Below are 23,790 nucleotides of genomic sequence, written 5' to 3' on the forward strand. Positions count from 1 at the left end.
TCAACACCTTCCTCGACATGTGCCGTACCTCCCTCAACGTCACCGGTGACCTGGCTACCGCCGTGGTGGTTGCGCATCGCAGCGGCGAAAAGGATCTGGACGATGCGGCGATGGAGAAGCTGGACGAGATTGTGCGGTAAGGCGGGTGGTTAGCCACCCAGACATGGGACAATAGGCGCTCCCTCCGCTTTGCCCTGATGCCATGACTGCGCCCAGCCGCCGCGAACTTGCCAACGCCATCCGTTTCCTTGCTATCGACGCCGTGCAGGCGGCCAATTCCGGGCATCCGGGCATGCCGATGGGTATGGCCGACATCGCCGAAGTGCTGTGGAATGATTATCTGAAGTGCAACCCGGGCAACCCGCATTGGGCCGACCGCGACCGTTTTGTGCTGTCCAATGGCCACGGCTCGATGTTGCAATACGCGCTGCTGCACCTGACCGGGTATGACGTCTCCATCGACGATCTGAAGGCGTTCCGCCAATTGGGCAGCAAGACCGCCGGGCACCCGGAAAACCACGTCTGCCCAGGGGTGGAAACCACCACTGGCCCGTTGGGGCAGGGCATTGCCAATGCCGTGGGCTTCGCCTTGGGTGAAAAATTATTGGCCCAGCATTTCAATCGCGATGGCCACACCCTTGTCGATCACCGCACCTGGGCGTTCCTGGGCGATGGCTGCCTGATGGAAGGCATCAGCCACGAAGCGGCGTCGCTGGCCGGCACCTGGGGGCTGCACAAGCTGATCGCATTCTGGGATGACAACAAAATCAGTATTGATGGTGTCACCGATGGTTGGTTCACCGACGATACGCCCAAGCGGTTTGAAGCCTATGGCTGGAACGTGATCCGCGGCGTGGACGGGCACGATGCGCATGAAATCAAAACCGCAATCGAGACCGCGCTGAAATCCACCGACAAGCCCACCCTGATTTGCTGCCGCACCACCATTGGTTTTGGTTCGCCCGCCAAAGCGGGCAAGGAATCCAGCCACGGCGCGCCGCTGGGCAAGGATGAAGTGGCCGCCACCCGCGCCGCCTTGGGTTGGAAGTACGGCGAATTTGAAATCCCGCAAGCCATCTATGCAGGGTGGCGTAGTGCAGGCCGCGCCGGAAATGAAGCCGCCTGGAATGCACGCTTTGCGGCCTACAAGGCCGCGCACCCGGAAGCCGCCGCCGAGTTCGAGCGCCGTCTGTCCGGCGCGCTCCCGGCTGGGTTTGATGCCGCGGCCGACGCTTTCATCGCCAAGCTGCAGCAAGACGGCCCCAGCATTGCCAGCCGCAAAGCCTCGCAAAACGCGATTGAAGCCTTCGCGCCGCTGCTGCCGGAATTGGTAGGCGGCTCGGCTGATCTTGCGCATTCCAATTTGACCCTGTGGAAGGGCAGCAAGTCGGTGACCTGCAGCGATGCCAATGCCAACTACATCCATTCGGGTGTACGCGAATTCGGCATGACCGCGATCAGCAACGGACTGGCGCTGCACGGCGGCTTCATCCCGTATGACGCGACCTTTCTGGTGTTCTCGGACTACGCCCGCAACGCGGTGCGGATGAGCGCATTGATGGGGATTCGCGCCATCCACGTCTATACCCATGACTCGATTGGCTTGGGCGAAGACGGCCCCACCCACCAGCCGGTGGAGCACGTGGCGTCCTTGCGCTACATCCCGAACAACGATGTCTGGCGACCGTGCGATGCGGTGGAATCGGCGGTGGCATGGAAGTGCGCCATCGACCGCACCCACGGCCCCAGCTGCCTGATCTTCAGCCGCCAAAACCTGCCACACCAGGCACGCGATGCCGCGCAGTTGGCGCATGTCGCACGCGGCGGGTATGTGCTGAAAGACAGCGCGGGTGCGCCGGAGATCATCCTGATCGCCACCGGTAGCGAAGTGGGTCTGGCGATGCAAGCAGCGGCGCAATTGGGGGATGGCGTGCGCGTGGTGTCGATGCCGTGCGTGGAAGTGTTCGAGCGTCAGGACGCGGCCTATCGCGAAGCGGTGCTGCCCAAGGCCTGCCGCAAGCGCGTGGCCATCGAAGCCGGCGTGACGGGATTCTGGGGCAAGTACGTTGGCTTGGATGGCGCAGTCATCGGCATCGACAGCTTTGGTGCCAGCGCACCGGCGGAAAAATTGTTCCCGCATTTCGGGATCACGGTGGAACGCTTGATCGAAGTCAGCAACGCGCTGTGAAACCGGGCGTAGTCTTGTCACTGCGATGATCTTGCGTTCGACCCGCTTTCAGCATTGGATGGCCCGCCTGGCACTGGCAGCCATCTTGTTGCTGTCAGTGATGCCAAGCGTCAGCCGTTGGCTGGAAAGTACCGCGCCGCGTCTTCCTGACGCGGTGCTGGCGATGTGTACCGTGGATGGGTTGGCGATGCAGCCGGCCAGTCTGCTGGGCGATGCGGGCAAACCACCCGCACCGACCGGCGCGATGCCGGACGACTATTGCGGCTATTGCCCATTGCTGGCATCGCTGACGCCGCTGTTGCTGGCGCTGGTCATGCTGCTGCCGCCACTGCGGCGCGTGCTATTGCCCACGTGGGCGCAGCCCGCATTGTGTGCTGTGCCGCTGCTGCGCGGTCTGGGTGCGCGAGGGCCGCCGATCCTGCTCTGAATCACGACGCATTCCTGCGAGGCATCGCCTCGCCCTCTTGTGATCTGGAGCCATCATGTCTTCCTCATGTTTCGCGACGGCACGGCCGTCGCGCTGCGCGCTTGCCTGTGCGCTTTCCATCTGCTTGTTCCCCGTCCTCGCCTGTGCCAATGGCGTGGATGGGACCGCCAAGAATCTCGATCGCGTGGTGGTCATCGGCACACCCACGCAAGCGCTGACCTTCGAAACCGACCCCAAGCTGCCGCGCCAACCGGTGCCGGCCAGTGATGGTGCCGACTACCTCAAAACCATTCCCGGCTTTTCCGCCGTACGCAATGGCGGCAGCAATGGCGACCCGGTGCTGCGCGGCATGTTCGGTTCGCGCCTCAACCTGCTGAGCAACGACGGCGGCATGCCCGGCGCTTGCCCGGCGCGGATGGACAACCCGTTGTCCTATGTCGCCCCGGAAACCTACGACAGCCTGACCGTGATCAAAGGCCCGCAAACGGTGTTGTGGGGGCCGGGAGCATCGGCGGGCACGGTGCGCTTTCAGCGTGAAACCCCGCGCTTCGACGAACCCGGGCTGCGTGCACAAGCCAGTGTGCTGGGCGGCAGTTTTGGCCGGAATGATCAGCTGTTCGATATCACTGCCGGTGCACCCACGGGCTATGCGCGGGTGAGCGCCAATCGCTCGCAAGCGGGCGACTATGCCGATGGCAACGGTGCGCGCGTGCCGTCTGCATGGAAGAAATGGAATACCGATGCGGCGCTGGGTTGGACACCGGATGCAGACACATTGCTGGAAGTCTCCGCCGGGATTGGCAATGGCCAGGCGCGCTATGCCGGTCGCGGCATGGATGGTGCGCAGTTTCGCCGCGATAGCCTGGGCCTGCGCTTTGAAAAAGCGTTCGGCGGCATGCTGCGCAAGCTCACCGCCAGCGCCTATCGCAACGACGCCGATCATGTGATGGATAACTACACGCTGCGCGATCCCAACCCGATGAGCACGATGCCGATGCCGATGGCGGCGAATGTGGAGCGGGTCACCAGCGGTGGACGCATCGCTGCGGATTGGGAATGGCATAGCTTCGCGCTGACGGCAGGTGTCGATGCACAGCGCAGTCAGCATCGTTCGCGCAGCGCGATGGGGCGGGGGATGTATGCCGCCAAACCGTGGGCGCAGGACGCACTGATGCGCAATCTTGGCGTGTTTGCCGAGGGCAACTGGACCTTGGCAGCGGGGCAGCACGTGATTGCGGGCGCGCGCATGGATCGGGCAGACGTGGTCGATCAGCGCAGCACTGCCGGGATGATGGGCATGCCCAATTCCACCTTCGGGCAGGCCCGTCGTGACACATTACCCAGCGGTTTCGTCCGCTATCAGCGCGACATTGCCGGCAGCGGTTTGGGTTGGTACGCGGGTGTGGGGCATGTGCAGCGCATGCCGGATTACTGGGAACTGTTTTCACCCAACAACGGGCCACTGGGCGCGCCGAACGCGTTTGCCGGTGTGCAGCCGGAAAAAACCACGCAACTGGATGTTGGTGCGCAGTGGCATGGCAAACGCAGCAATGCATGGGTGTCTGCGTATGCCGGGCGCATCCAGGACTACATCCTGTTCCGCTACATGAGTGGCGGCATGATGGGGATGACCAGCATCGCCTCCAATATCGATGCGCGCATCCACGGCTTCGAGGCGGGTGGCGAGCTGCGTCCGGGCAAGGACTGGACGCTGGCAGGCAACGTGGCGTGGGCATGGGGCGCGAATATGGGTGCGCAAATCCCCTTGCCGCAGATGACACCGCTGGAAGGCCGTTTCAGCGCGGCATGGGACAACGGCCAGTGGAGTGCAGCGGTGTTGCTGCGTGCGGTGGCGGCGCAGTCGCGGGTCAGTTTGAATCAAGGCAATGTGACGGGTCGTGATCTTGGCCCCAGCGCAGGCTTTGCCACGCTGGCGCTGAACGCGGGCTATCGGCTCAATGCGCGGATGCAACTGACGACCGGCATCGATAATCTGTTCAATCGCACTTACAGCGAACATCTGAATCTGGCCGGCAGTGCGGATTTTGGCTATCCGGCGCTGCCAGTGCGGATCAATGAGCCGGGCCGCAACCTGTGGCTGAAACTCAACCTCGCGCTGTAATGCAGGCACACTGACATCAAGCGCCGCAGCGGGGCACGGCATCGCTGCGGCGCATTCGGAGAACACAGATGATGAAAACAATCGTCACGGGATTGCTGGTGCTGCTGCTGCCCTTGTGGGTAGCGGCGGCGGATAAGAACGAAGTGCGGGTGGTCGATGCCTGGGCGCGTGCGGTACCGGCGGTTGCCCCGGTAGCCGGCGGTTTCCTTACCGTGGTCAACATGGGCAATGCGACGGATCGCCTGCTGCGCGTGGAAAGCCCGATTGCCAAGCGCATCGAAATTCACGAAATGCGCAACGATGGCGGGGTGATGCGCATGCGCCAGATTACCGATGGGCTGATCGTACCTGCGCATGGGCAGCTGGAATTCAAACCCGGCAGCTATCACCTGATGTTGATTGGGCCAACACGAGCGCTGATCGAGGGTGATCATTTTGAGGCAGCGCTGGTGTTTCAACGCGCCGGCAAGGTGAAGGTGACATTTGCCGTGCGCGGGATCGGGGCCGGCGGCTAGCCACAGCGGTTTCACTGCAGCCTGGCACTTGCAATGGATTGTGGCTCGGATCCCGACGAACGGCGCTTGACTTTGTTGTTTACATTCGTAATCTAAAGAAAATTACGGGTGTAAACGATGCAAATCAGCGAAGCCGAATCGGTGGTGATGGATGTGCTCTGGCGGCAGCACCCGCTGGGTGCGGATGAGGTGGCGGCCGCGCTTGCCAGCCAGCAAGATTGGCAAGAGGCCACCATCAAGACCTTGCTCAATCGTCTGCTCAACAAGGGCGCGATCAGTGCGCAGAAAGAAGGGCGGCGCTATTTGTATTCGCCATTACTCAAGCGCGAAGACTGGGTGCTGAAGGAAAGTCGCGGCTTGCTGGATCGCTTGTTCGATGGCCGAGTTGCGCCGCTGGTGGCGCATTTTTCGCAGCATCAAGAATTGAGCCGCAACGACATTGCCGAACTGCGCAAGTTGATCGAGGGCCTTGACGATGCCCAGCACTGAACTTTTGGCGGGGTTGTTGCAAGCCACTTTGGCGGGTAGTGCCGCCATTGTCATGGTGCTGGCCCTGCGTCGCCCACTGCGACGTGCGTTTGGGGTGGGTGTGGCGTATGCCGCGTGGTTGTTGGTACCTGCCGCGTTGCTGGCTAGCGTGCTGCCGGCACCGGTGGCGCAGTTGGCACCAGCACCATTGGCGCAGGTGTTGGTGATGCCGGCGCAATGGATGGTGGTACGTGCGGCCCCCGCTGTTGCGTGGTTGGATTGGCGCTGGGGTTTGGTTGCGATGTGGTCACTGGGTGCGGTTGCGTGTGGGCTGTGGATGTGGCGCGTGCAGTCCAGGTTCCGCCGTAGTGTGACGCCACTGGTGCCGCACGCAGGTGTATGGCGCTCGCAGGCCGCCCGTGCGGGGCTGCCGGCCACATTGGGCTTGTGGCGACCACAAGTGGTGTTGCCGGCGGATTTCGACACCCGTTTCAATGCCGAACAGCGTGCGCTGGTGCTGGCGCACGAGCAGGCCCACATCGCACGCGGGGACTTGCGCAGCAACTTTGTTGCGGCAGTGCTGCGCTGCCTGTTTTGGTTCAACCCGTTATTTCACATCGCGGTCTTGCGCATGCGCAACGACCAAGAGCTGGCCTGCGATGCCGACGTGCTCGCCCGCCAACCGCATGCCCGTCGTTGCTATGGCGATGCGTTGTTGCAAGTTCAGTTGGTGATGCAAGCATCGCCGCTGGGCTGCCATTTTGGCTTTGGCCACCCACTCAAGGAGAGAATCGCAATGCTTGCAAAACCTGTTTCCACAACACAGCGCTGGCTGGGTCGCAGCGTACTGACATGCCTGTTGCTGGGCGGTGGCTATGCGGCTTGGGCGGCGCAGCCGGCTGTACCGTCGGTAGTTGTTCCGGCGGATGGTATCGCTGCCGATGTCGTACTGCGGGTAGATGAGAATGCCCCGAAGGTGTTGCACGTGGTGAGCAAAGTAGGCAAGCCGTTCTCATTGGAAACGGATGCCGATGGCAGACGCTTCGTCATTGTTGGCACCGTGACCCGGGTCAAGCATCAAGGTAAGCCCGCATTGGCGCTGGTGCTGCGCATTGATGAAGATGGCAAACAGGTTGCAGAGCCAAAGTTAATCGCTCTGAACGGCAAGCCAGCGGCTATCCAGATTGGTTCTGTAGCTGTCGCGGAAAATGAAGGCAAGGCGTTCAAGGGGTTGCGGCTGGATGTCACATTGAATGATTTGGCGGCGAAGGAGTTACCCGTCAAGAGCGCAAACGCAGCGTCAATTGTCCCCGCATCGAAAGTGAAGCAGTTACAGTCCGGGCAGATAGATGCCGTCTCACGCACTGCAAATCCGCCGCAATATCCGAAAGATGCGTTGCAAAAAAACATCGGCGGAACCGTTGTGCTGGTTGTTGATATTGCCGCCAACGGCAGCGTCACTGGGCTGAAGGTCGAACGCACATCCGGCAATGCGCAGCTGGATGCCGCCACTCTTGAAGCCGCACAGAAGTGGCGGTTCAAACCGGCGATGAAGAATGGAAAAGCGATTGCCGGCAAGGTGCGGGTGCCGGTTGAGTTTCGGCCGGATGGTGCGTCAGCGGCCACCCGAGTCAAGCCCACCCGCCCTACTGCAATCGCTGTTGTGTTTTCGGCCAGCACCGGCTTGGCTGGCTACGACGCGATGCCGGCATCTTTGCGTGGCAGCTGGGCCACCGGGCCGCAGGAACAAGGCTGCTGAGTTGCGTCCCACTTGCGCGTCATCTTCGCCTTCGCGGGATGATGCGCAAGCTTCAGTGCAGCGTTATTGGCCCAGTGTCTGGTTCAGCAAATTCGCCAGCCTCTCGGCGGCCACATGTACGCGCGCTTCGGCCAATGGGCGCATTTGATCGAGATAGGTGTGATCCATCTTGTGCTGATCCTCGGGTGGATAAATGCCCTTGGCATCGATCAATGTGCAGGACTCCTCGGCCCAATTCAGCGGGGTGCCGGTGGCCGCAGAGGCAGGATCCCACGCTTGTTTGTCCAGCAGCTTGGCGTAATCCAGCAGTTTCAATTTGCGGCTGGCGAGAATGTAGTAATCCCACACCGAATGCAGATTGGTGCCCATCACGCCATCGACATAACTTTTTTGCGCGTAGGCTTCGGGTGCGATGGGGGTGCGCAAGCTGATCTGGAACCGGTTGCCGCCGCTGTCGGTACGGTTGCCGGCATGCATGGGCTGGTGTTCATCGCCGACCAGATGCACCACAAATTTCAGTGCATCCCGGCGTGCTTCCAGTGGTTGGCTGCGGTCGCCCAAGATGGCCAGTTGTTTGTTGATCGCGCCCACCACGCAATTGCCGTCGGGGCAGTCACGGGCAAGGTCGAAATCGCAGCCGCCGCCTTTGGCATTGATGTAGTGCCAGCGTTGGGTTTCCTTGAACCGCGGTGGGTCGTCGTTGCGCAGGTCATCGGCCCAGCTGGCCACGCCGGCAAGGCTGGGGTTGGGCTCGCCAGCCAGCAATCTGGACACTTCGGCGCGGGCTTTGGGGTTCAGGTGGCGCTGCGCCAACTCGCCCACCAAGGCGTGGCCCAACGCACCCCAAGCCCAGGCCGCGGTGACGGGCAATACGCACAGCAGGCAGATCACGAAGCAAGAACGCAGGATTCTGGACATGGGTCAAGCCGGCAGAGTGGGGAAAGGCTAAAATGATAAGCCCCCGCGTCAGGTTCGGCGCATCTTCCCTCAGGAGTTTTCCCGCAATGGCAATCAAGGTCGGTATCAACGGCTTCGGCCGCATCGGGCGCTGCGTGTTTCGCGCGGCCGTGCAGAACTTTGGCGACGCTATCGAAATCGTCGGCATCAACGACCTGCTGGAGCCGGATTACCTGGCCTACATGCTCAAGCACGACTCGGTGCACGGACGCTTCCAGGGCGATGTAGCGGTGGAAGACGGCGCGCTGCTGGTGAACGGCAAGCGCATCCGCCTGACCGCCGAGCGCGACCCCGCCAACTTGAAATGGGATGCCGTGGGTGCCGACGTGGTGATCGAGTCCACCGGCCTGTTCCTGTCGGCCGATACCGCCCAAAAGCACATCGATGCTGGTGCCAAGAAAGTGCTGCTGTCGGCCCCGTCGAAGGACGCCACCCCGATGTTCGTGTATGGCGTGAACCATGCCAAATACGCCGGCGAGGCGATCATCTCCAACGCTTCGTGCACCACCAATTGCCTGGCTCCGATCGCCAAGGTGCTGAATGACAAATGGGGCATCAAGCGCGGCCTGATGACCACCGTGCATGCCGCCACCGCCACCCAGAAAACCGTTGATGGCCCGTCCAACAAGGATTGGCGTGGCGGCCGCGGCATTCTGGAAAACATCATCCCGTCCAGCACCGGCGCGGCCAAGGCGGTGGGTGTGGTGATTCCGGAATTGAACAAGAAGCTGACCGGCATGAGCTTCCGCGTGCCCACCAGCGATGTGTCGGTGGTGGATCTCACCGTGGAACTTGAAACGCCCGCCACCTATGCCGAAATCTGCGCGGAAATGAAGGCGCAAAGCGAAGGTGCGCTGGCCGGTATCTTGGGTTACACCGAAGAAAAAGTGGTGGCTACCGATTTCCGTGGCGACGCCCGCACCAGCATCTTCGATGCCGAAGCCGGCATCGCGATGGACGACACCTTCGTCAAACTGGTGAGCTGGTACGACAACGAGTGGGGCTATTCCAACAAGTGTTTGGAAATGGTCAAGGTGATGGCGAAGTAATCGTATTTTCCGCCATCGTTTCAGCAAAGCCCCGCCCCGTGCGGGGCTTTGTGTGTTTGCTCAGCGCGTATCCTTGGCTGGATTTCAATCCAGCGGCAGCCGGATGCGCTGCAACAGCACCCGATAACGCGGGTCGCTATGCAAATTGCGCAAGGTTGGGTCGTATTTGATGTATTGCACCCCGGCATCGTATTGCACAATCGCGCGCTGCAGCCAAGCAAACGCATCGTCGCGCTGGTCGCGCCAAGCGAAGGCTTCGGCGATTTGGTAAGCACTGGTATGCGCTTGGGTGTCGGTTAATTCTTGAAGCGCTTGCAGCGATGCCGCCTCATGGCCAGCACTGAACGCCGCCATTGTCTGCCCGCACAGGCGAAAGGTGGCGTTGTCGGCCCGCGCATACCAGTGGTCAGCGGTTGCGGCATCGCCTTGCAACAAATACAACAGGCCCATGCCAACAGGTGCGCGGCCATGTTCGGGAGCGATATCCAAGGCACGATCCAACGCCGCACGCGCGCCGGCAAAATCGCCCAAGGCGATTTGGTAGCGGGATTGGATCTCCCACGCTTGCGCCGACAGCGGGTCTAGCCGGGTGGCCGCTTGCGCTTGGGTCAAGGCGTCTGCCAGCTTGCCTTGTGCGGCCAGCAAGCGGCTGTATTGCCACAGGCTCATCACATCGCCGGGGTTGAAGTGCAGAGCCTGGCGAAAATCACTGGCCCCGCCCTCCCAGTCGTGTTCAAACACAAAGCGCAGCACGGCACGTGCGGTGTAGGCCTCGCCCAGCGTTGGATCCAGTGTGACCGCCTGATCCACCGTGGCCCGCGCCTGCGCCCGCAGCGCCAACATCTGTGCATCGGTTTGGGTGTAGTCCGCGGCATACGCATCGGCCAATGCCAAGCCCGCCAATGCGGCGGCATAAGTGGGCTCCAGCGCGATGGCTTTGCGGTATTCCTCACCGGCGCGACGAAAGCCCTCTTCGGTGGCACGATTGAGGAATTGTCGGCCCAGCAGAAAGTGGTTGTAGGCATCGGGGCCGGGCAGGTGGTGACCGGCATGGCTGGGCTGGTGCGATGGCAGCAGCTTCAGTTTGAGCGCCGCGACCACCGCTGCGGCAATCTCGTCTTGCACTGCGAAGATGTCGGTCAGCTGGCGGTCGTAGGTTTGTGACCACAGGTGATAGCCGCCACGGGTTTCGATCAACTGCGCGGTGATGCGCACGTGTGCGCCACTCTTGCGCACGCTGCCTTCCAGCACCGTGGCCACGTTCAATGCCTGCCCGATTTGCGCAATCGTGGCTTGGGTGTCCTTGAACGAAAACGACGAGGTGCGCCCGGCTACATGCAATTCAGGCACTTGCGCCAACAGGTTGAGTAGCTCCTCCGACAAACCATCGGAGAAATACTCTTGCTCTTTGTCCGAGCTCATATTGACCAGCGGCAACACCGCGATCGAGGCGGCAATCGGATCTGCGCTAGGGGATTCGGTTGCAGGGGCGCTGGCAGGTGCCGCCGGGATTTCTCGTTGCAAGCCCCGGTCAGTCCAGGCGTAGGTCCAGGCAAACATCATCGCCAACGGAAAGCCCAGCACGGCCAGCAGCACCAGCGCCCGCATCACCCAGGGCGGTATGCCAAAGGTGGGCAACAGCAGATCGGCGACTTGCAACAACAGCCAGCACAGCGCGGCGTAGGCAAGCGCCATGCGCAACACGTTGCGGCGTTTGAGTTCAAACCACAGTGCCCGCATGCCTTGCTCCCCGCCGGTGTGCGCTAGCCGTATGTCAGTTGCTTGTCAGCTTGATGGTAGCCGAGGCCCATTGGCAATGGCAGGCGCAGATAATATGGGGAAGCGATGATCGTATTGTTTCCCCCTATACCAGCATGAGCCGACACGTGGACACCACTCTCGCCCCCGACGCTGCCATCCCCAGCCATGCGCAAATCGCGACGCTGGTGGACTGCTTTTACGACAAGATTCAAGTGCACCCCACATTAGGTCCGGTGTTCAATGCCGCCGTGCACGACTGGCCCGCGCACAAGGCACTGCTAACCTCATTCTGGGGTTCGGTCATCTTGCGTGCGGCCAGCTATCGCGGCAATCCGATGGCAAAACACCAGGGCCATGCCATCACTACCCAACACTTCATCGAATGGTTGGCGTTGTGGCGCGCCACTGCCGATGAGCTGCTCACCCCCACGCAAGCCGAATTGGTGCACGAATACGCCAGTCGCATTGGCCGCAGTTTGCGGTATGGGTTGGGGTTGCCGGAGCCGGGGCGGGCACCGATTCCATTGGGTCCACGGCTGCCGTTGCTGCGCGGGGGCTGAAGCGTCGATTTGCAGTCGGTCACGATCCGGCGATGTTGCCGCCAGACCGATGGCGTGCATGGTACAAAAGAGCTTAGGAGGGGCTGTGGCTGCATCGAAGTGGAGTCTGCGCAAACGATTGGCGCTGGGGCTGGTGCTGACCGCACTGCTGCCTGTGCTGTTGTTCAGCGTGGCCATGTTGTGGAGCCAATGGCAGCGCGACTCCAACGATTTGATGCTGCGTTTGGACGCCAATGCACGCTTGAGTGCCAGCCTTATCGATGAGTTTCTTGAATCACAACAGGCCGGTGTGCGGTTGTTGGCCGATCAAGTGGCTGATGATCAAGTTGTAAGCGGTGAGGAGTTGTCGCGGCTGCTGAAGATCTACCCCTCGATGTTGCGAGCATTGCATGTGGATGCGCATGGACGGGTCGTCATAATGCGCGATACGCGTTTGCGGGAGCAGCCGCAAGTGGTCGTCGATGTATCTGCTGAAGATTGGTTCAAGGTCAATCACAACCAGTTTCGTGCCTATATTTCAGACGCGTATCAACGCCCGATTTATGGCAGTGAAGTAGTGGTGGCGGTATCTGCGCCGTTGTTGCGTCAGGATCGCTTCGAGGGGGTGCTGCAGGCTGCCATTCCTGTCGAGAGCATCGCCCGCTTGAGTGCCGAAAGTTTGGCGCGCCGGAATTTCGAACTGCTATTGCTGGATCGCAGTAATCGCGTGGTGTACGCCGGCGCAGGACTCCGTTGGAAATCGTTGGATGACGCCGGCCGGCAGGGCATGGCACTACGCGAGATGGCGCTCGCCGCAGATCACAGTGGGCGCGTAGAGCTCCGGCGCGACCTGCTGCGCGAGCCTGGCGATACCTATGTGGAAGCCGTGGCCATGCGTAACCAGTGGACGCTGGCACTGGTGGCGCCGCGCGAGATCTTGCTGGCACCGTTGCGGCCGCGCTTGTTGTTGCTGTTTGCGCTGCTGGCAGTGACCTTGCTGGGCATGGTGTGGGCGCTGTGGCTGCAGCGACAAATGCTTCGGCACAATATCGGCTACCTGTTGGCCAGCCTGCATGGATATGCCTTGGGTGGCAAGTTGGATTCGGCGCTTCGTAGCCGCCTGCCAGAGGAGTTGCAGCCATTGGCGGACGGAATCGGCGAGCTGGGCGGGCGCATGAACAACGCCTTCGAGGAATTGAATCAGGTGTTGGGTGAGCGCGAGGCTGTGATCGAAGAGCGTACTGAATCGTTGCGGCAGGCTGTCCAAAAACTTGAGCTCATCAGCCGAACCGATGCGATGACTGGGTGCTTGAATTACCGTGGATTCGTCGAGGAGGGCGAACGTTTGTGGCAACAATTCAAGATCTCCGGCACGCCTTTGGCTGTGCTTGCACTCGATATCGATTTTTTCAAGAGTTATAACGATCACTATGGTCATCTTGCGGGCGATAGTGCATTGCGGCGGTTCGCTGGCGCGGTGCGCAGTGCGCTGCTGCATGCCGATGATGTTTTGGCGCGCCCCGGTGGCGAGGAGTTCACGGTGTTCTTGCCAGGCAGCACCATCGAGCAGGCGTTGCAGGTGGGGGAACGTGTGCGCTTGCGGGTGTTTGATGCTGACATCGCCCACGCCAAAGCACCCAGTGGGCGACTGACGGTCAGTGTTGGCGTTGCGGTTTGCCAAACGGGTGATCGGGACATCGAGGCGCTCCTGCATCGTGCCGACGCCGCGCTGTACCGGGCCAAGGCGGCAGGCCGCAACGGCGTCAGTGCCTGATGGCACAGGGCGGCGAAGCGCGGGATTTGAACCTGCGCCAGTGCAACGCGACAATGGGCCTCCTTTTCGCACTGTGATGCCCCGCCCATGACCATCTCACGCATGTCTGACCTTGATCTTGCCGGCAAGAAAGTGTTGATCCGCCAAGACCTCAATGTGCCAGTGGCCGATGGCAGGGTGACCTCGGACTTGCGCATCACGGCCTCGCTTCCCACCCTCAAATTGGCGCTGGAAAAAGGTGCTGCCGTGATGGTCACCTCACACTTGGGCCGTCCGAAAGAAGGCGTGTGGAGCGCAGCCGATTCGCTGGCACCGGTGGCCGCGCGCTTGTCGGAATTGCTGGGCTTTGATGTGCCGTTGATCAAGGATTATTTGAACGGCGTGGAGATTGCGCCGGGGCAATTGGTGCTGCTGGAAAACTGCCGCATGAACATCGGCGAGAAGTCCGATGGCGAGGCGTTGTCGAAGCAATACGCCGCGCTGTGCGATGTGTATGTGATGGATGCATTCGGCACTGCACACCGTGCGCAAGCCTCCACCCACGGTGCCATTCGGTTTGCCAAGCAAGCTTGCGGCGGCCCGCTGCTGATGGCCGAACTGGATGCATTGGACAAAGCACTGGCCAACCCGGCGCGGCCGCTGCTGGCGATTGTGGCGGGCAGCAAGGTGTCCACCAAACTTGAATTGCTGGGCAATCTGGTGGGCAAGGTCGATCAGTTGATCGTCGGCGGTGGCATTGCCAATACCTTTATCGCCGCGATGGGCCACGGCGTGGGCAAATCGCTGGTGGAAATGGACCTGCTGGATACCGCCAAACAGATCATGGCGGATGCCAAAGCACGCGGGGCCGAGATTCCGTTGCCACTGGATGTGGTGGTGGCACCCGCATTCGCCGCTGATGCGCCGGCGACAGTGAAGGTGGTGGATGCAGTGAGTGCGGACGACATGATTCTCGATATCGGCCCGCAAACCGCCGCCGCCTATGCCGCCCTGATCGCCAAGGCCGGCACCGTGGTCTGGAACGGCCCGGTGGGTGTGTTCGAATTTGACGCCTTTGGTCACGGCACCGAAGCGGTGGCGCGTGCGATTGCGGCCTCCAGTGCGTTCTCGATTGCCGGTGGCGGCGACACCTTGGCCGCAGTCGATAAATACGGCATCGAACAACAGGTGTCCTACATTTCTACCGGCGGCGGTGCGTTCCTGGAATTTCTGGAGGGCAAAACCCTGCCGGCGGTCGCGGCATTGGCAGCGCGTGCGATTTAATCGTTTGCAGGATGCAGCACCTGGCGTGCGGCTGTGATAGCGTGGAAGAATCATTTAGACAACGATGTCATTCCGCCATTTATGACCGCCGCACAGCCACAACAACGCCGCCACACCCGCATCGTCGCCACCCTTGGCCCGGCTACCGACCCGCCCGAGGTGTTGGAAGCGGTGCTGCGTGCCGGGGTGGACGTGGTGCGGTTGAATTTTTCCCACGGCGACCCGTCGGCGCAAGTGGCGCGTGGTGAAGCGGTGCGGGCGATGGCGGCCAAGCTTGGGCGCGAAGTGGGCATTCTGGCCGACCTGCCCGGCCCCAAAATCCGGGTGGAGACGTTCGCCGATGGCAAAGTGCAACTCAAGGCCGGCAACCGTTTCGACCTAGTGGCGCGGCTGGATGTGCCGCCGGGCGATGCCACCCAAGTGGGCGTCAGTTATCTGGAGTTGCCGGGCGATGTTGTCGCAGGCGATGTGCTGTTGCTGGATGATGGCATCGTGCAGTTGCAAGTGACGGCGGTGGAGGGCGAACGCATCGTCACCACCATCCTCAACGATTGCGTGTTGTCCAACCGCAAAGGCTTGAACAAACAAGGCGGCGGGCTGTCACTGGGCGCGATCACCGAGAAAGACCGCGAGCTGATCGTGATTGCCGCGGGCATGCAGGTGGACTTCATCGCGGTGTCGTTCTGCCGCAATGCCGAAGACATGCACGAAGCGCGCCGGGTGGCACGTGCGCATGGCTGCAACGCCGCGCTGGTGGCCAAGATCGAACGTGCCGAAGCAATTGAAAACCTGACCGAAATCGTGGATGCCAGCGACGTGGTGATGGTGGCGCGTGGCGATCTGGGCGTGGAGATTGGCGATGCCGAACTGCCCGGGCTGCAGAAAAAAATCATCCGTGAATCCGTGGCCCGCGAAAAAGTGGTGATCACCGCCACCCAAATGCTGCAATCCATGGTGGACAGCCCCATTCCCACCCGCGCCGAAGTGCTGGACGTGGCCAACGCCGTCATCGACGGCACCGACGCTGTCATGTTGTCACAAGAATCCGCCGCCGGCAGTTGGCCGGTGAAGGCGGTTGAGGCGATGGCGCGCATCTGCATGGGCGCGGAAAAACAATTCGAAGCCGATACCGATTTCGAACAAGCCAAGCGTGGTCTTGCCCGCGCCGACCAAGCCATTGCCATGGCCACCATGTTCCTGTGCGAACACGTCGGCGTGCGCGCAGTGGTGGCGATGACCGAATCCGGCGGTACCGCGCGCTACCTGTCGCGGTTTCGTTCCGCCGTACCGATTTATGCGTTTTCCCATCACGCCGCTGCGCGGCGCAAGATGGCACTGATGCGCGACGTGTTCGCCATGGACTACGACAGCCGCGGCCAAACCCCGCGCGAAGCCGCCCGCGGCAGCATCCACCTGTTGGTCGAAGCAGGTTTATTGAACCCCGGCGACCGCGTGGTGTTTACCAGCGGCGAACACATGGAAACCAAAGGCGCCACCAATACCTTGCGCCTGCTGGAGATCGGCAGCGATGGCCGTGCCACGGGGTTGGGGGAGTTGTAGGGAATAAGGGCATGGCGATGCGATCCCAGCACTGAGCATCTTCCGTCCCCTTTTGCTGCGCTTGCGGGCTATTGCCCGCTTGGCGGCTCCCATAGCTCCACTTTATTGCCTTCCGGGTCGATCACCCAGCCGAATTTTCCAAATTCGGACGACTCCGAATCGCCCAGCACATTGCAGCCCTCCGTGCGCAATGCGGCGAGTAATGCATCGAGGTCGGCAACCCTGAGGTTCAGCATGAAGGGCGCAGGGCTGGGATCCATTTTGTCCGTGCCCATGTCAAACAGGCTCCAGATAGTCATGCCTGGGGCACTGTCGGGGCCACCCCAATGGAAAATGGCACCCCCCCAATCGGTCACGTCAAAGCCAAGGTGGTCGCGATACCACGCACTCAGTGCTTCCGGGTCTTTTGACTTGATGAAAATGCCGCCAATGCCGGTGACGCGTTGCATGAGTGTCTCCTGGCCGGAAGGCTTGTTCTGCTGATGGATGCATGAGTGTAGCCGTACCGTAAAGCAGCGTTGGCGTGGACGAACCCCCGCTAGTGGCGCACCACCTTGATTACGCGGGCATCCTCCGCATGTTGCAGCAACAACTTGCGCACGCGGTCTTGCCACACCGAGGCAAAGGCGGCACGCTCAGCGTCAGTGGCATCTGCGGCCAAGGCTCGCCCCATCAGCATCCGCATCTGCGGCGCAGGCGATACGCTGGAGAGATCCATCGAGACATACACTGTATCGCCCGTATCACTGCGACAAAAACCAGCGATGCAGGATAAGTCGTTACTGCCGTAGCGCAGCAGGCCATGCCGCGCATGGTGCCCTCCAATCCCGTGAAATCCGTTATTGCCCGCAGCACCCGTGAGCAAAGTGAACACCTGCGCGATAACGCCGGTGGTACCTTCCTCTTCTGCCATGCTCATCGTTACCACCACACTGCCACGCTCTGGCACTGCATCGGGATACAGCGCGCGCAGGGCGGCGCGCGCCATCAGATACGCACCGGCCACCGTGGGGCAGGAATGCCCGGCCAAGCGCACCGCATCGGCGTAGCCATATTCAATCAAGCCACCTTCCGCAGCACCTAATAATTCCGCCAATGGATCGCGCAGGACGATTCCTGGTGCCGCGGAAAAAAAGGCGGGTAGCGCCATGACTTACTCCTCAGGCAAACCAACGATGCGGAAGTCGATCACTACGCCTGCTTGCTCACGCTGGCGATATTCAACGGTGACATGCTCGCCAAAGCGCTGCTGGATTTGGCCCAGCAACGGGATGGGGTCATGGTCGTTGATGAAGCGCATGGTTTCGCCATTACGCAGCGCCCCCAATGCGCCAAAGATGGCGGAATGCCGAAACCGACGGGCGACTCCGCGTGCATCGAATACATGCACATTCGGGGCTGGATCAAGTTGAAAAGACATCGCTGCTGACTCCTGTTTGCAACTACAACGCCATGCTACGCAACCCCAATCCCGCTGCCCTGACCCATGTCAAGGCGGCGCATGACCTTTGAAATTGGTCGCAGGCGTCATTGCTGGCAGCTGGCAGGCGTCCAGGCGCGAGCCATGCGAGCCATGACGTGGCAATCAGCGCGTACCCGGCATGCGTGGGGAAGTTGCAAGCGCAGCCCGGCTATAATTGGCGGATAACTCCAACCGCCAGCAGAGCCTACGCCATGAGTATCGAACAACTTGCCGAAACCGCCCGTGCCATGGTTGCCCCGGGCAAGGGCATCATTGCCATTGATGAGTCTTCCGCTACCTGCAAGAAGCGCTTTGAGGGTGTGGGCATCGAGTGCACGGAAGACACCCGCCGCGCCTACCGCGAGCTGCTGCTGACTGCGCCGGGCGCCAACCAGTACCTGTCCGGCGCGATCCTGTTTGACGAAACCATCCGCCAATCAACCAAGAGTGGGGTGCCGTTTGCCAAGTACATGCTGGACAACGGCATGATCCCCGGCATCAAGGTGGACAAGGGCACGGTGCCGCTGGCCGGCTTCCCCGGCGAACTGGTGACGGAAGGCCTGGACGGCCTGCGTGACCGCCTGAAGGAGTACTACAAGCTGGGCGCGCGGTTTGCCAAGTGGCGCGCGGTGATTACCATCGGCGACGACATCCCTTCCGGTACCTGCATCGAGGCCAACAGCCATGCGCTGGCCCGCTATGCCGCGCTGTGCCAGGAGTGCGGTCTGGTGCCGATGGTGGAGCCGGAAGTGTTGATGGATGGCGATCACGACATCGGCACCTGCTATGAAGTGACTGAAGTGGTGCTGCGTTCGCTGTTTGATGCGCTGTACAACCAGAGCGTGATGCTGGAAGGCACCATCCTCAAGGCCTCGATGGTGGTCCCGGGCAAGGCGTGCGATGAGCAGGCCAGCGTCGAGGAAGTGGCCGAATCCACGTTGATGTGTTTGAAGTCGGCGGTGCCGGCAATTTTGCCGGGCATCGTGTTCCTGTCGGGCGGCCAGAACGACCACGATGCCACCGCGCATCTGGACGCGATGAACAAGATGGGCCCGAACCCGTGGCCGCTGTCGTTCAGCTATGGTCGTGCGATGCAGCAGGCCGCGCTGAAGCTGTGGGCCACCGACATGGCCGGCAACTACGCCAAGGCACAGGCGACGGTGTTCGAACGCGCCAAGGCCAATGGCTTGGCTGCATTGGGACAGTGGCAGGGCTGATCGCCTCGCGCCATCGCCGTGAAATCGAGCGCCAGCCGAGTGCTGGCGTTCGTCTTTGTGGCGAAGCTTGACCGACGTCGTGGTTTGCCCCCCAGCCGATGGCACAGGAAGACGGTCATCCTCGCCAGTTAAAATCGGCAACCCCACGCTTGAGTCCCCCCATGTCACAGCGGTTCACTGGTCATTTCTGGGCTGCCTTGGTGGCCATGCTGATGCTCACGGCATGTGGCAAGCAAGACAAGCCCGGCAGTAGCGGCCCCGGCGGTGGGCGTGGCAATCAACCGGTACCCGTGGTGGTAAGCACGATTGCCTTGCAGGACTGGAACGACAACTTGCAAGCGCTGGGCACGGTGCGTGCGCACGAGGCCGTCACGGTCACCGCCAAGGTCAGCGAAACCGTGCAGCAGGTGCATTTCGAAAGCGGGCAGGACGTTGCCAAAGGCGCGCCGCTGGTGACTTTGAGTGGGCAACAGCAAGACGCGTTGTTGGCCTCGGCGCAGGCGCAACTGAAAGATGCCGAAGCACAATTGCAGCGGCTCACCCAATTGGGCGGTCAGCAATTGGTGGCACGTTCCGCGGTGGATACCGCCCGCGCTACCCGCGACGCGGCGCGTGCGCAGGTGGGCCAGATTCGCGCCAATCTGAGTGACCGGGTGATTCGTGCACCGTTTGCCGGTGTGTTGGGCATTCGCCAGGTCAGCCCGGGCGCGTTGGTGACACCGGGCACGGTGATCGCCACGCTAGATGATATTTCGCGCGTGTATGTGGATTTCCCGGTGCCGGAAACCGAGCTGGCGGACGTGGCGCCAGCGCAGGCGTTGACGGGTACTGCCGGGGCGTATCCCGGAAAACGTTTTGATGGCCGCGTGCAGACGGTGGCGGCGCGACTGGATGCCGGCTCGCGTTCGGCCACCGTGCGCGGCGAGTTTGCCAACCCCGAGCGCTTGCTGAAGCCCGGCATGCTGGTACGCGTGGCTTTGCTGCGCAGTACCCGCAAAGCCTTGGTGGTGCCCGAATTGGCGGTGCAGCAAATTGGCAACGAGACGTTTGTGTGGCGAGTAAAGGGTGATGGCACGGTGGAGAAGGCGGATGTGGTGGTGGGTGGCCGCATTCCCGGTCAGGTGATGCTGACCAGCGGCATTCAAGCAGGCGACAGCATCGTCACCGAAGGCACCGGCAAATTGCAGCCGGGAGCGAAGGTGGCTGCAGGTGCTGCACCCATGGCCGATGATGCGAAGCACTGAGCCATGAATCTGTCCGATCTTTCGATCAAGCGCCCGGTGCTGGCGGTGGTGATGAGCCTGCTGCTGATCGTGCTGGGGGTGATGTCGTTCCTGCGCCTGACCTTGCGTGAGTTGCCGGCCATCGACCCGCCCATCGTGTCGGTGCAGGTGGACTATCCCGGCGCTTCGGCGGGGGTGGTGGAGACCCGCATCACCAAGCCGCTGGAAGACGCACTGGCCGGCATCGAAGGCATCAACACGATTGATTCCAACAGCCAGAACGGCAGCTCGCGGATCAGTATCGAGTTCTATGCCTCGCGCGATATTGAAGCTGCGGCCAACGATGTGCGCAACGCAGTCAGCCGCGTGTCCGACCGCATTCCAACCGAGGCCACGCCACCTGAAATCAGCAAGGTGGAAGCCGATTCCGATGCGATTATCTGGCTGAATCTGCGCTCCACCACGATGGATCAAATGCAGATGTCGGATTACGCACAGCGTTATCTGGTGGATCGGTTTTCCAGTCTGCAAGGCGTGGCGCGGGTGTTTCTGGGCGGTAGCCAGCAATACGCCATGCGCGTATGGCTGGATGGCGACAAGTTGGCGGCGCGGGGGTTGACCGCCAGCGATGTGGAAAATGCGTTACGCCTTGAAAACGTGGAGCTGGGTGCGGGCCGGATTGAATCCACCAATCGCGATTTCATTTTGCGCGTGGCGCGTGACTACACCACCCCCGAGGCCTTCGCACGGATGCCGCTGGGCAAGGGCAGTGATGGGTATGTGGTGACGTTGGGGGATGTGGCGAAGGTGGCGTTGGAGTCCACCGAACGGCGCGCCTACTACCACAGCAATGGCGAACCGGCGATGGGCATCGGCATCGTCAAGACTTCCACCGCCAATAGTCTGGAAGTGGCGAAAGAAGCGATTGCAGAGGGCGACAAGATTCGCGCATCACTGCCCAAAGGCACCGATATTTATGTCGCCTACGACAGCACCACCTTCATTTCGGCGGCGGTGGAGCGGGTGTATGAAACCCTGATCGAAGCCATCGTGCTGGTGCTGGTGGTGATCTGGTTGTTCCTGGGCAGCGTGCGTGCGGCAATGATCCCGGCGGTCACCGTGCCGGTGTGCGTGATCGCCTCGTTCATCGCGCTGTATGCATTCGGGTTTTCGATCAACCTGCTCACCTTGCTGGCCTTGGTGCTGTGCATTGGTCTGGTGGTGGACGATGCCATCGTGGTGGTGGAAAACATCCAGCGCCGGGTGGACTTGGGTGAGCCGGCATTGGTTGCCGCACGGCGTGGCACCAAGCAAGTGGCATTCGCGGTGTTGGCCACCACGGCGGTGTTGATCGCGGTGTTTTTGCCGGTGGGATTTTTGCAGGGCAATACCGGGCGGCTATTTCGCGAATTGTCGGTGGCATTGGCGGCGGCGGTGGCCATTTCTGCCTTCGTGGCATTGACCCTGACCCCGATGATGGCCAGCAAATTGCTGCGTCCGCATACCGGCCCACATGCGGTGCATGAAAACAAGGTGAGCGAGTGGTTGAATGCCCGGTTCCAGCGGCTGGCCGGTGGCTACCGCGGCGTACTGGGGCGCAATGTGCATCGGGTCTGGCTGTTTGCCGGCCTGCTGCTGGCAGCGGTCATTGCGCTGGTGGCCTTGTTCAAATTGCTGCCCACCGAATTGGCACCGTCGGAAGATCGCGGGTCCTTCCAATTGATGATGGAAGGTCCGGAAGGCGCGGGCTTTGATTACACCGTGGGGCAGATGAAAAAAGTCGAAGCCATTTTGGCCAAAGACATCGGCCCCGATAAAACCATCCTGCGCGCCAACCCACGGGTGCCGGGCAGTTTCGGGGCCAGCGAAGAAATGCATACCGGGCGGGCCATGGTGTTTTTGCAGCCCTGGGATAAGCGCAGCAAAAGTACGGTGGAACTGGCGGCCGAGTTGGAAAAGAAATTTGCCGGGCTTGCCGGGGTGAAAGTACGCACGCAGGCCGGTGGTGGGCTGGTGCGCACGCGCGGGCAACCATTCCAATTGGTCCTGGGTGGGCCCGATTACAAAGAACTGGCCGGCTGGCGCGACATCATGCTGGCCAAGATGGCAGGCAATCCCGGGTTCATGGGGCCGGATTCGGATTACAAGGAAACCCGGCCGCAGATGCGGGTGGTGATCGACCGTGCGCGTGCGGCGGATCTGGGCGTCTCCGCCACCGACATCGGCCATGCACTGTCCACCATGATGGGCGGCATCCGCGTGACGACCTTTGTCGATAACGGCGAGGAATACGACGTCAAGCTGCAAGCCGACCGCAAAGGCCGTGACTCGGTGGCGGCGCTGGATGCCTTGCAGGTACGCGGGCGCGGCGGCGTGTTGGTGCCGCTATCGAATTTGGTGACGCTGAAAGAAGTGGCCGAACCGGGCACCTTGAACCGCTTCAACCGCCTGCGCTCGATTACCTTGAGTGCGCGTCTGGCGCAGGGCTATCCGCTGGGCGAAGCGGTGGCGTGGGCGCAAAAAACCGCACGCGAAAGCCTGCCGGACTACGCGCAAATCAGCTGGAAAGGCGAATCGCGTGAGTTGCAGCAATCCGGCGGCGAGGTACTGGTGACCTTCGCGCTGGCGCTGTTGATTGTGTATCTGGCGTTGGCGGCGCAATTTGAAAGCTTCCTGCATCCACTGGTCATCATGCTGACCGTGCCGCTGGGTGTGCTGGGCGCATTGATCGGGTTGTGGGTCACCAAGGGCACGGTCAATTTGTTCTCGCAAATCGGCATCGTGATGTTGGTGGGCTTGGCGGCGAAAAACGGCATCCTGATAGTGGAATTTGCCAACCAATTGCGCGATGAAGGCCGCAGCATCCACGATGCGATTGTCGAGGCTGCCGCCACTCGCCTGCGCCCGATTTTGATGACATCGATTGCCACCGTGATGGGCGCAGTGCCGCTGGTGATTTTTGGTGGCCCGGGCTCGGCCAGCCGTGCCACGATTGGCATTGTGGTGATCTTCGGGGTGTCGTTCTCGACCCTGTTATCGCTATTCGTGGTGCCGGCGTTCTATGCGCTGCTGGCCAAATACACGCATTCGCCGGAACAACTTGCGCATACTTTGGAAAAACTGGAAGCGGAAACCCCGCAGGCAGGCGGTCATGCGTGATCACGATGGCAATTCCCCGTGGGGTTCCGGCTCCAAAGCGCGGGGCCCGAAAGCGCACAGCCCGCGCGCAACGGGTGAGGGCGCACCGCGCCCCTATCCTCCCAGAGAGGGTACGCCACGCCCTTATTCGCCACGCCACGCCCCCGCACGCGCCGCCGCGCCGCAGGAGGATGCCGTGCCCGCACACTCCGCACGTGAGCGCCGCGATGCCGAGCTGCGCCTGTATGGCATGAACGCCGTGCAAGCGGTGTTTGCGCGCCGCCCGCAGGCATTGCGCAAGTTGTATTTGAGTGAGGCCCGCATTCCGCAGTTGCAGCCACTGTTGAAGTGGTGTGTGGCCAACCGCG

At 61.6% G+C, this 23,790-nt stretch carries 19 protein-coding genes and 1 pseudogene; 15 read left to right on the forward strand and 5 right to left on the reverse strand.

What is annotated here, in order from left to right; translation table 11 throughout:
- The first annotated feature begins 202 nt into the window (after window positions 1-202).
- From tkt to QWB57_RS03255, 6 genes are all read left to right on the forward strand, one after another.
- Window positions 203-2,188, forward strand: a complete 1,986-nt coding sequence (tkt, locus tag QWB57_RS03230) for a transketolase (protein WP_288968308.1) — start codon at window positions 203-205, stop codon at window positions 2,186-2,188.
- 25 nt (window positions 2,189-2,213) lie between these two features.
- Window positions 2,214-2,615, forward strand: a complete 402-nt coding sequence (locus QWB57_RS03235; RefSeq protein ID WP_288968309.1) for a DUF2946 family protein — start codon at window positions 2,214-2,216, stop codon at window positions 2,613-2,615.
- 55 nt (window positions 2,616-2,670) lie between these two features.
- Entirely contained in the window at window positions 2,671-4,737 is a 2,067-nt protein-coding gene (locus QWB57_RS03240; RefSeq protein ID WP_288968310.1) for a TonB-dependent copper receptor, read from the forward strand.
- A 71-nt stretch (window positions 4,738-4,808) separates the two neighbouring features.
- Window positions 4,809-5,252: a copper chaperone PCu(A)C gene (locus QWB57_RS03245; RefSeq protein ID WP_288968311.1), complete on the forward strand. Its 444-nt coding sequence runs from the start codon at window positions 4,809-4,811 to the stop codon at window positions 5,250-5,252.
- 117 nt (window positions 5,253-5,369) lie between these two features.
- On the forward strand, window positions 5,370-5,741 hold the full coding sequence (locus QWB57_RS03250; RefSeq protein ID WP_223629188.1) for a BlaI/MecI/CopY family transcriptional regulator: 372 nt from the start codon (window positions 5,370-5,372) through the stop codon (window positions 5,739-5,741).
- Window positions 5,728-7,479 carry a TonB family protein gene (locus QWB57_RS03255; RefSeq protein ID WP_288968314.1) on the forward strand — a complete coding sequence of 584 codons (1,752 nt, stop codon included), beginning with the start codon at window positions 5,728-5,730 and terminating at the stop codon, window positions 7,477-7,479. The genes QWB57_RS03250 and QWB57_RS03255 overlap by 14 nt, the downstream gene beginning before the upstream one ends.
- Window positions 7,480-7,542: 63 nt before the next feature.
- Here QWB57_RS03255 and QWB57_RS03260 read toward each other — a convergent pair whose 3' ends face one another.
- Window positions 7,543-8,397 carry a S1/P1 nuclease gene (locus QWB57_RS03260; RefSeq protein WP_223629190.1) on the reverse strand — a complete coding sequence of 285 codons (855 nt, stop codon included), beginning with the start codon at window positions 8,395-8,397 and terminating at the stop codon, window positions 7,543-7,545.
- Window positions 8,398-8,483: 86 nt separating this feature from the next.
- Between QWB57_RS03260 and gap the strand changes: the two genes are divergently transcribed.
- Entirely contained in the window at window positions 8,484-9,485 is a 1,002-nt protein-coding gene (gene gap, locus QWB57_RS03265) for a type I glyceraldehyde-3-phosphate dehydrogenase (protein WP_223629191.1), read from the forward strand.
- An 84-nt stretch (window positions 9,486-9,569) separates the two neighbouring features.
- Here the strand turns inward: gap and QWB57_RS03270 are convergent, their stop codons facing one another.
- Window positions 9,570-11,225 (reverse strand): tetratricopeptide repeat protein, encoded by a 1,656-nt coding sequence (locus tag QWB57_RS03270; RefSeq protein WP_288968315.1) that lies wholly within the window; start codon window positions 11,223-11,225, stop codon window positions 9,570-9,572.
- A 134-nt stretch (window positions 11,226-11,359) separates the two neighbouring features.
- Here QWB57_RS03270 and QWB57_RS03275 point away from each other — a divergent pair, with 134 nt between their 5' ends.
- From QWB57_RS03275 to pyk, 4 genes are all read left to right on the forward strand, one after another.
- Complete coding sequence (locus tag QWB57_RS03275) at window positions 11,360-11,806, forward strand: group III truncated hemoglobin (protein ID WP_288968317.1); 447 nt, start codon at window positions 11,360-11,362, stop codon at window positions 11,804-11,806.
- Window positions 11,807-11,891: 85 nt separating this feature from the next.
- Window positions 11,892-13,559, forward strand: a complete 1,668-nt coding sequence (locus QWB57_RS03280) for a diguanylate cyclase (protein ID WP_223629194.1) — start codon at window positions 11,892-11,894, stop codon at window positions 13,557-13,559.
- 87 nt (window positions 13,560-13,646) lie between these two features.
- On the forward strand, window positions 13,647-14,822 hold the full coding sequence (locus QWB57_RS03285; protein WP_288968318.1) for a phosphoglycerate kinase: 1,176 nt from the start codon (window positions 13,647-13,649) through the stop codon (window positions 14,820-14,822).
- Window positions 14,823-14,903: 81 nt separating this feature from the next.
- Window positions 14,904-16,382, forward strand: a complete 1,479-nt coding sequence (gene pyk / locus QWB57_RS03290; protein ID WP_288968320.1) for a pyruvate kinase — start codon at window positions 14,904-14,906, stop codon at window positions 16,380-16,382.
- Between the two features lie 68 nt (window positions 16,383-16,450).
- Here the strand turns inward: pyk and QWB57_RS03295 are convergent, their stop codons facing one another.
- From QWB57_RS03295 to QWB57_RS03305, 3 genes are all read right to left on the reverse strand, one after another.
- Window positions 16,451-16,831, reverse strand: a complete 381-nt coding sequence (locus QWB57_RS03295; protein WP_288968322.1) for a VOC family protein — start codon at window positions 16,829-16,831, stop codon at window positions 16,451-16,453.
- Between the two features lie 89 nt (window positions 16,832-16,920).
- Entirely contained in the window at window positions 16,921-17,532 is a 612-nt protein-coding gene (locus QWB57_RS03300) for an FmdE family protein (RefSeq protein WP_288968323.1), read from the reverse strand.
- A 3-nt stretch (window positions 17,533-17,535) separates the two neighbouring features.
- Window positions 17,536-17,802, reverse strand: coding sequence for a DUF2249 domain-containing protein (locus QWB57_RS03305; protein WP_223627785.1), 267 nt, complete (start codon window positions 17,800-17,802; stop codon window positions 17,536-17,538).
- A gap of 254 nt (window positions 17,803-18,056) precedes the next feature.
- Here QWB57_RS03305 and QWB57_RS03310 point away from each other — a divergent pair, with 254 nt between their 5' ends.
- From QWB57_RS03310 to QWB57_RS03325, 4 genes and pseudogenes are all read left to right on the forward strand, one after another.
- The gene (locus QWB57_RS03310) at window positions 18,057-19,061 is read left to right on the forward strand and encodes a class I fructose-bisphosphate aldolase (RefSeq protein ID WP_223627787.1); all 1,005 of its coding nucleotides are present in this window, start codon (window positions 18,057-18,059) and stop codon (window positions 19,059-19,061) included.
- 161 nt (window positions 19,062-19,222) lie between these two features.
- Window positions 19,223-20,305 (forward strand): efflux RND transporter periplasmic adaptor subunit, encoded by a 1,083-nt coding sequence (locus tag QWB57_RS03315; protein ID WP_223627789.1) that lies wholly within the window; start codon window positions 19,223-19,225, stop codon window positions 20,303-20,305.
- A 3-nt stretch (window positions 20,306-20,308) separates the two neighbouring features.
- Complete coding sequence (locus tag QWB57_RS03320; protein WP_223627791.1) at window positions 20,309-23,443, forward strand: efflux RND transporter permease subunit; 3,135 nt, start codon at window positions 20,309-20,311, stop codon at window positions 23,441-23,443.
- Window positions 23,444-23,558: 115 nt separating this feature from the next.
- Window positions 23,559-23,790, forward strand: a pseudogene (locus QWB57_RS03325) (RNA methyltransferase); the annotation flags it as partial.

The organism is uncultured Thermomonas sp. (assembly GCF_937872235.1).
Classification (GTDB): Bacteria; Pseudomonadota; Gammaproteobacteria; order Xanthomonadales; family Xanthomonadaceae; genus Thermomonas; species Thermomonas beijingensis.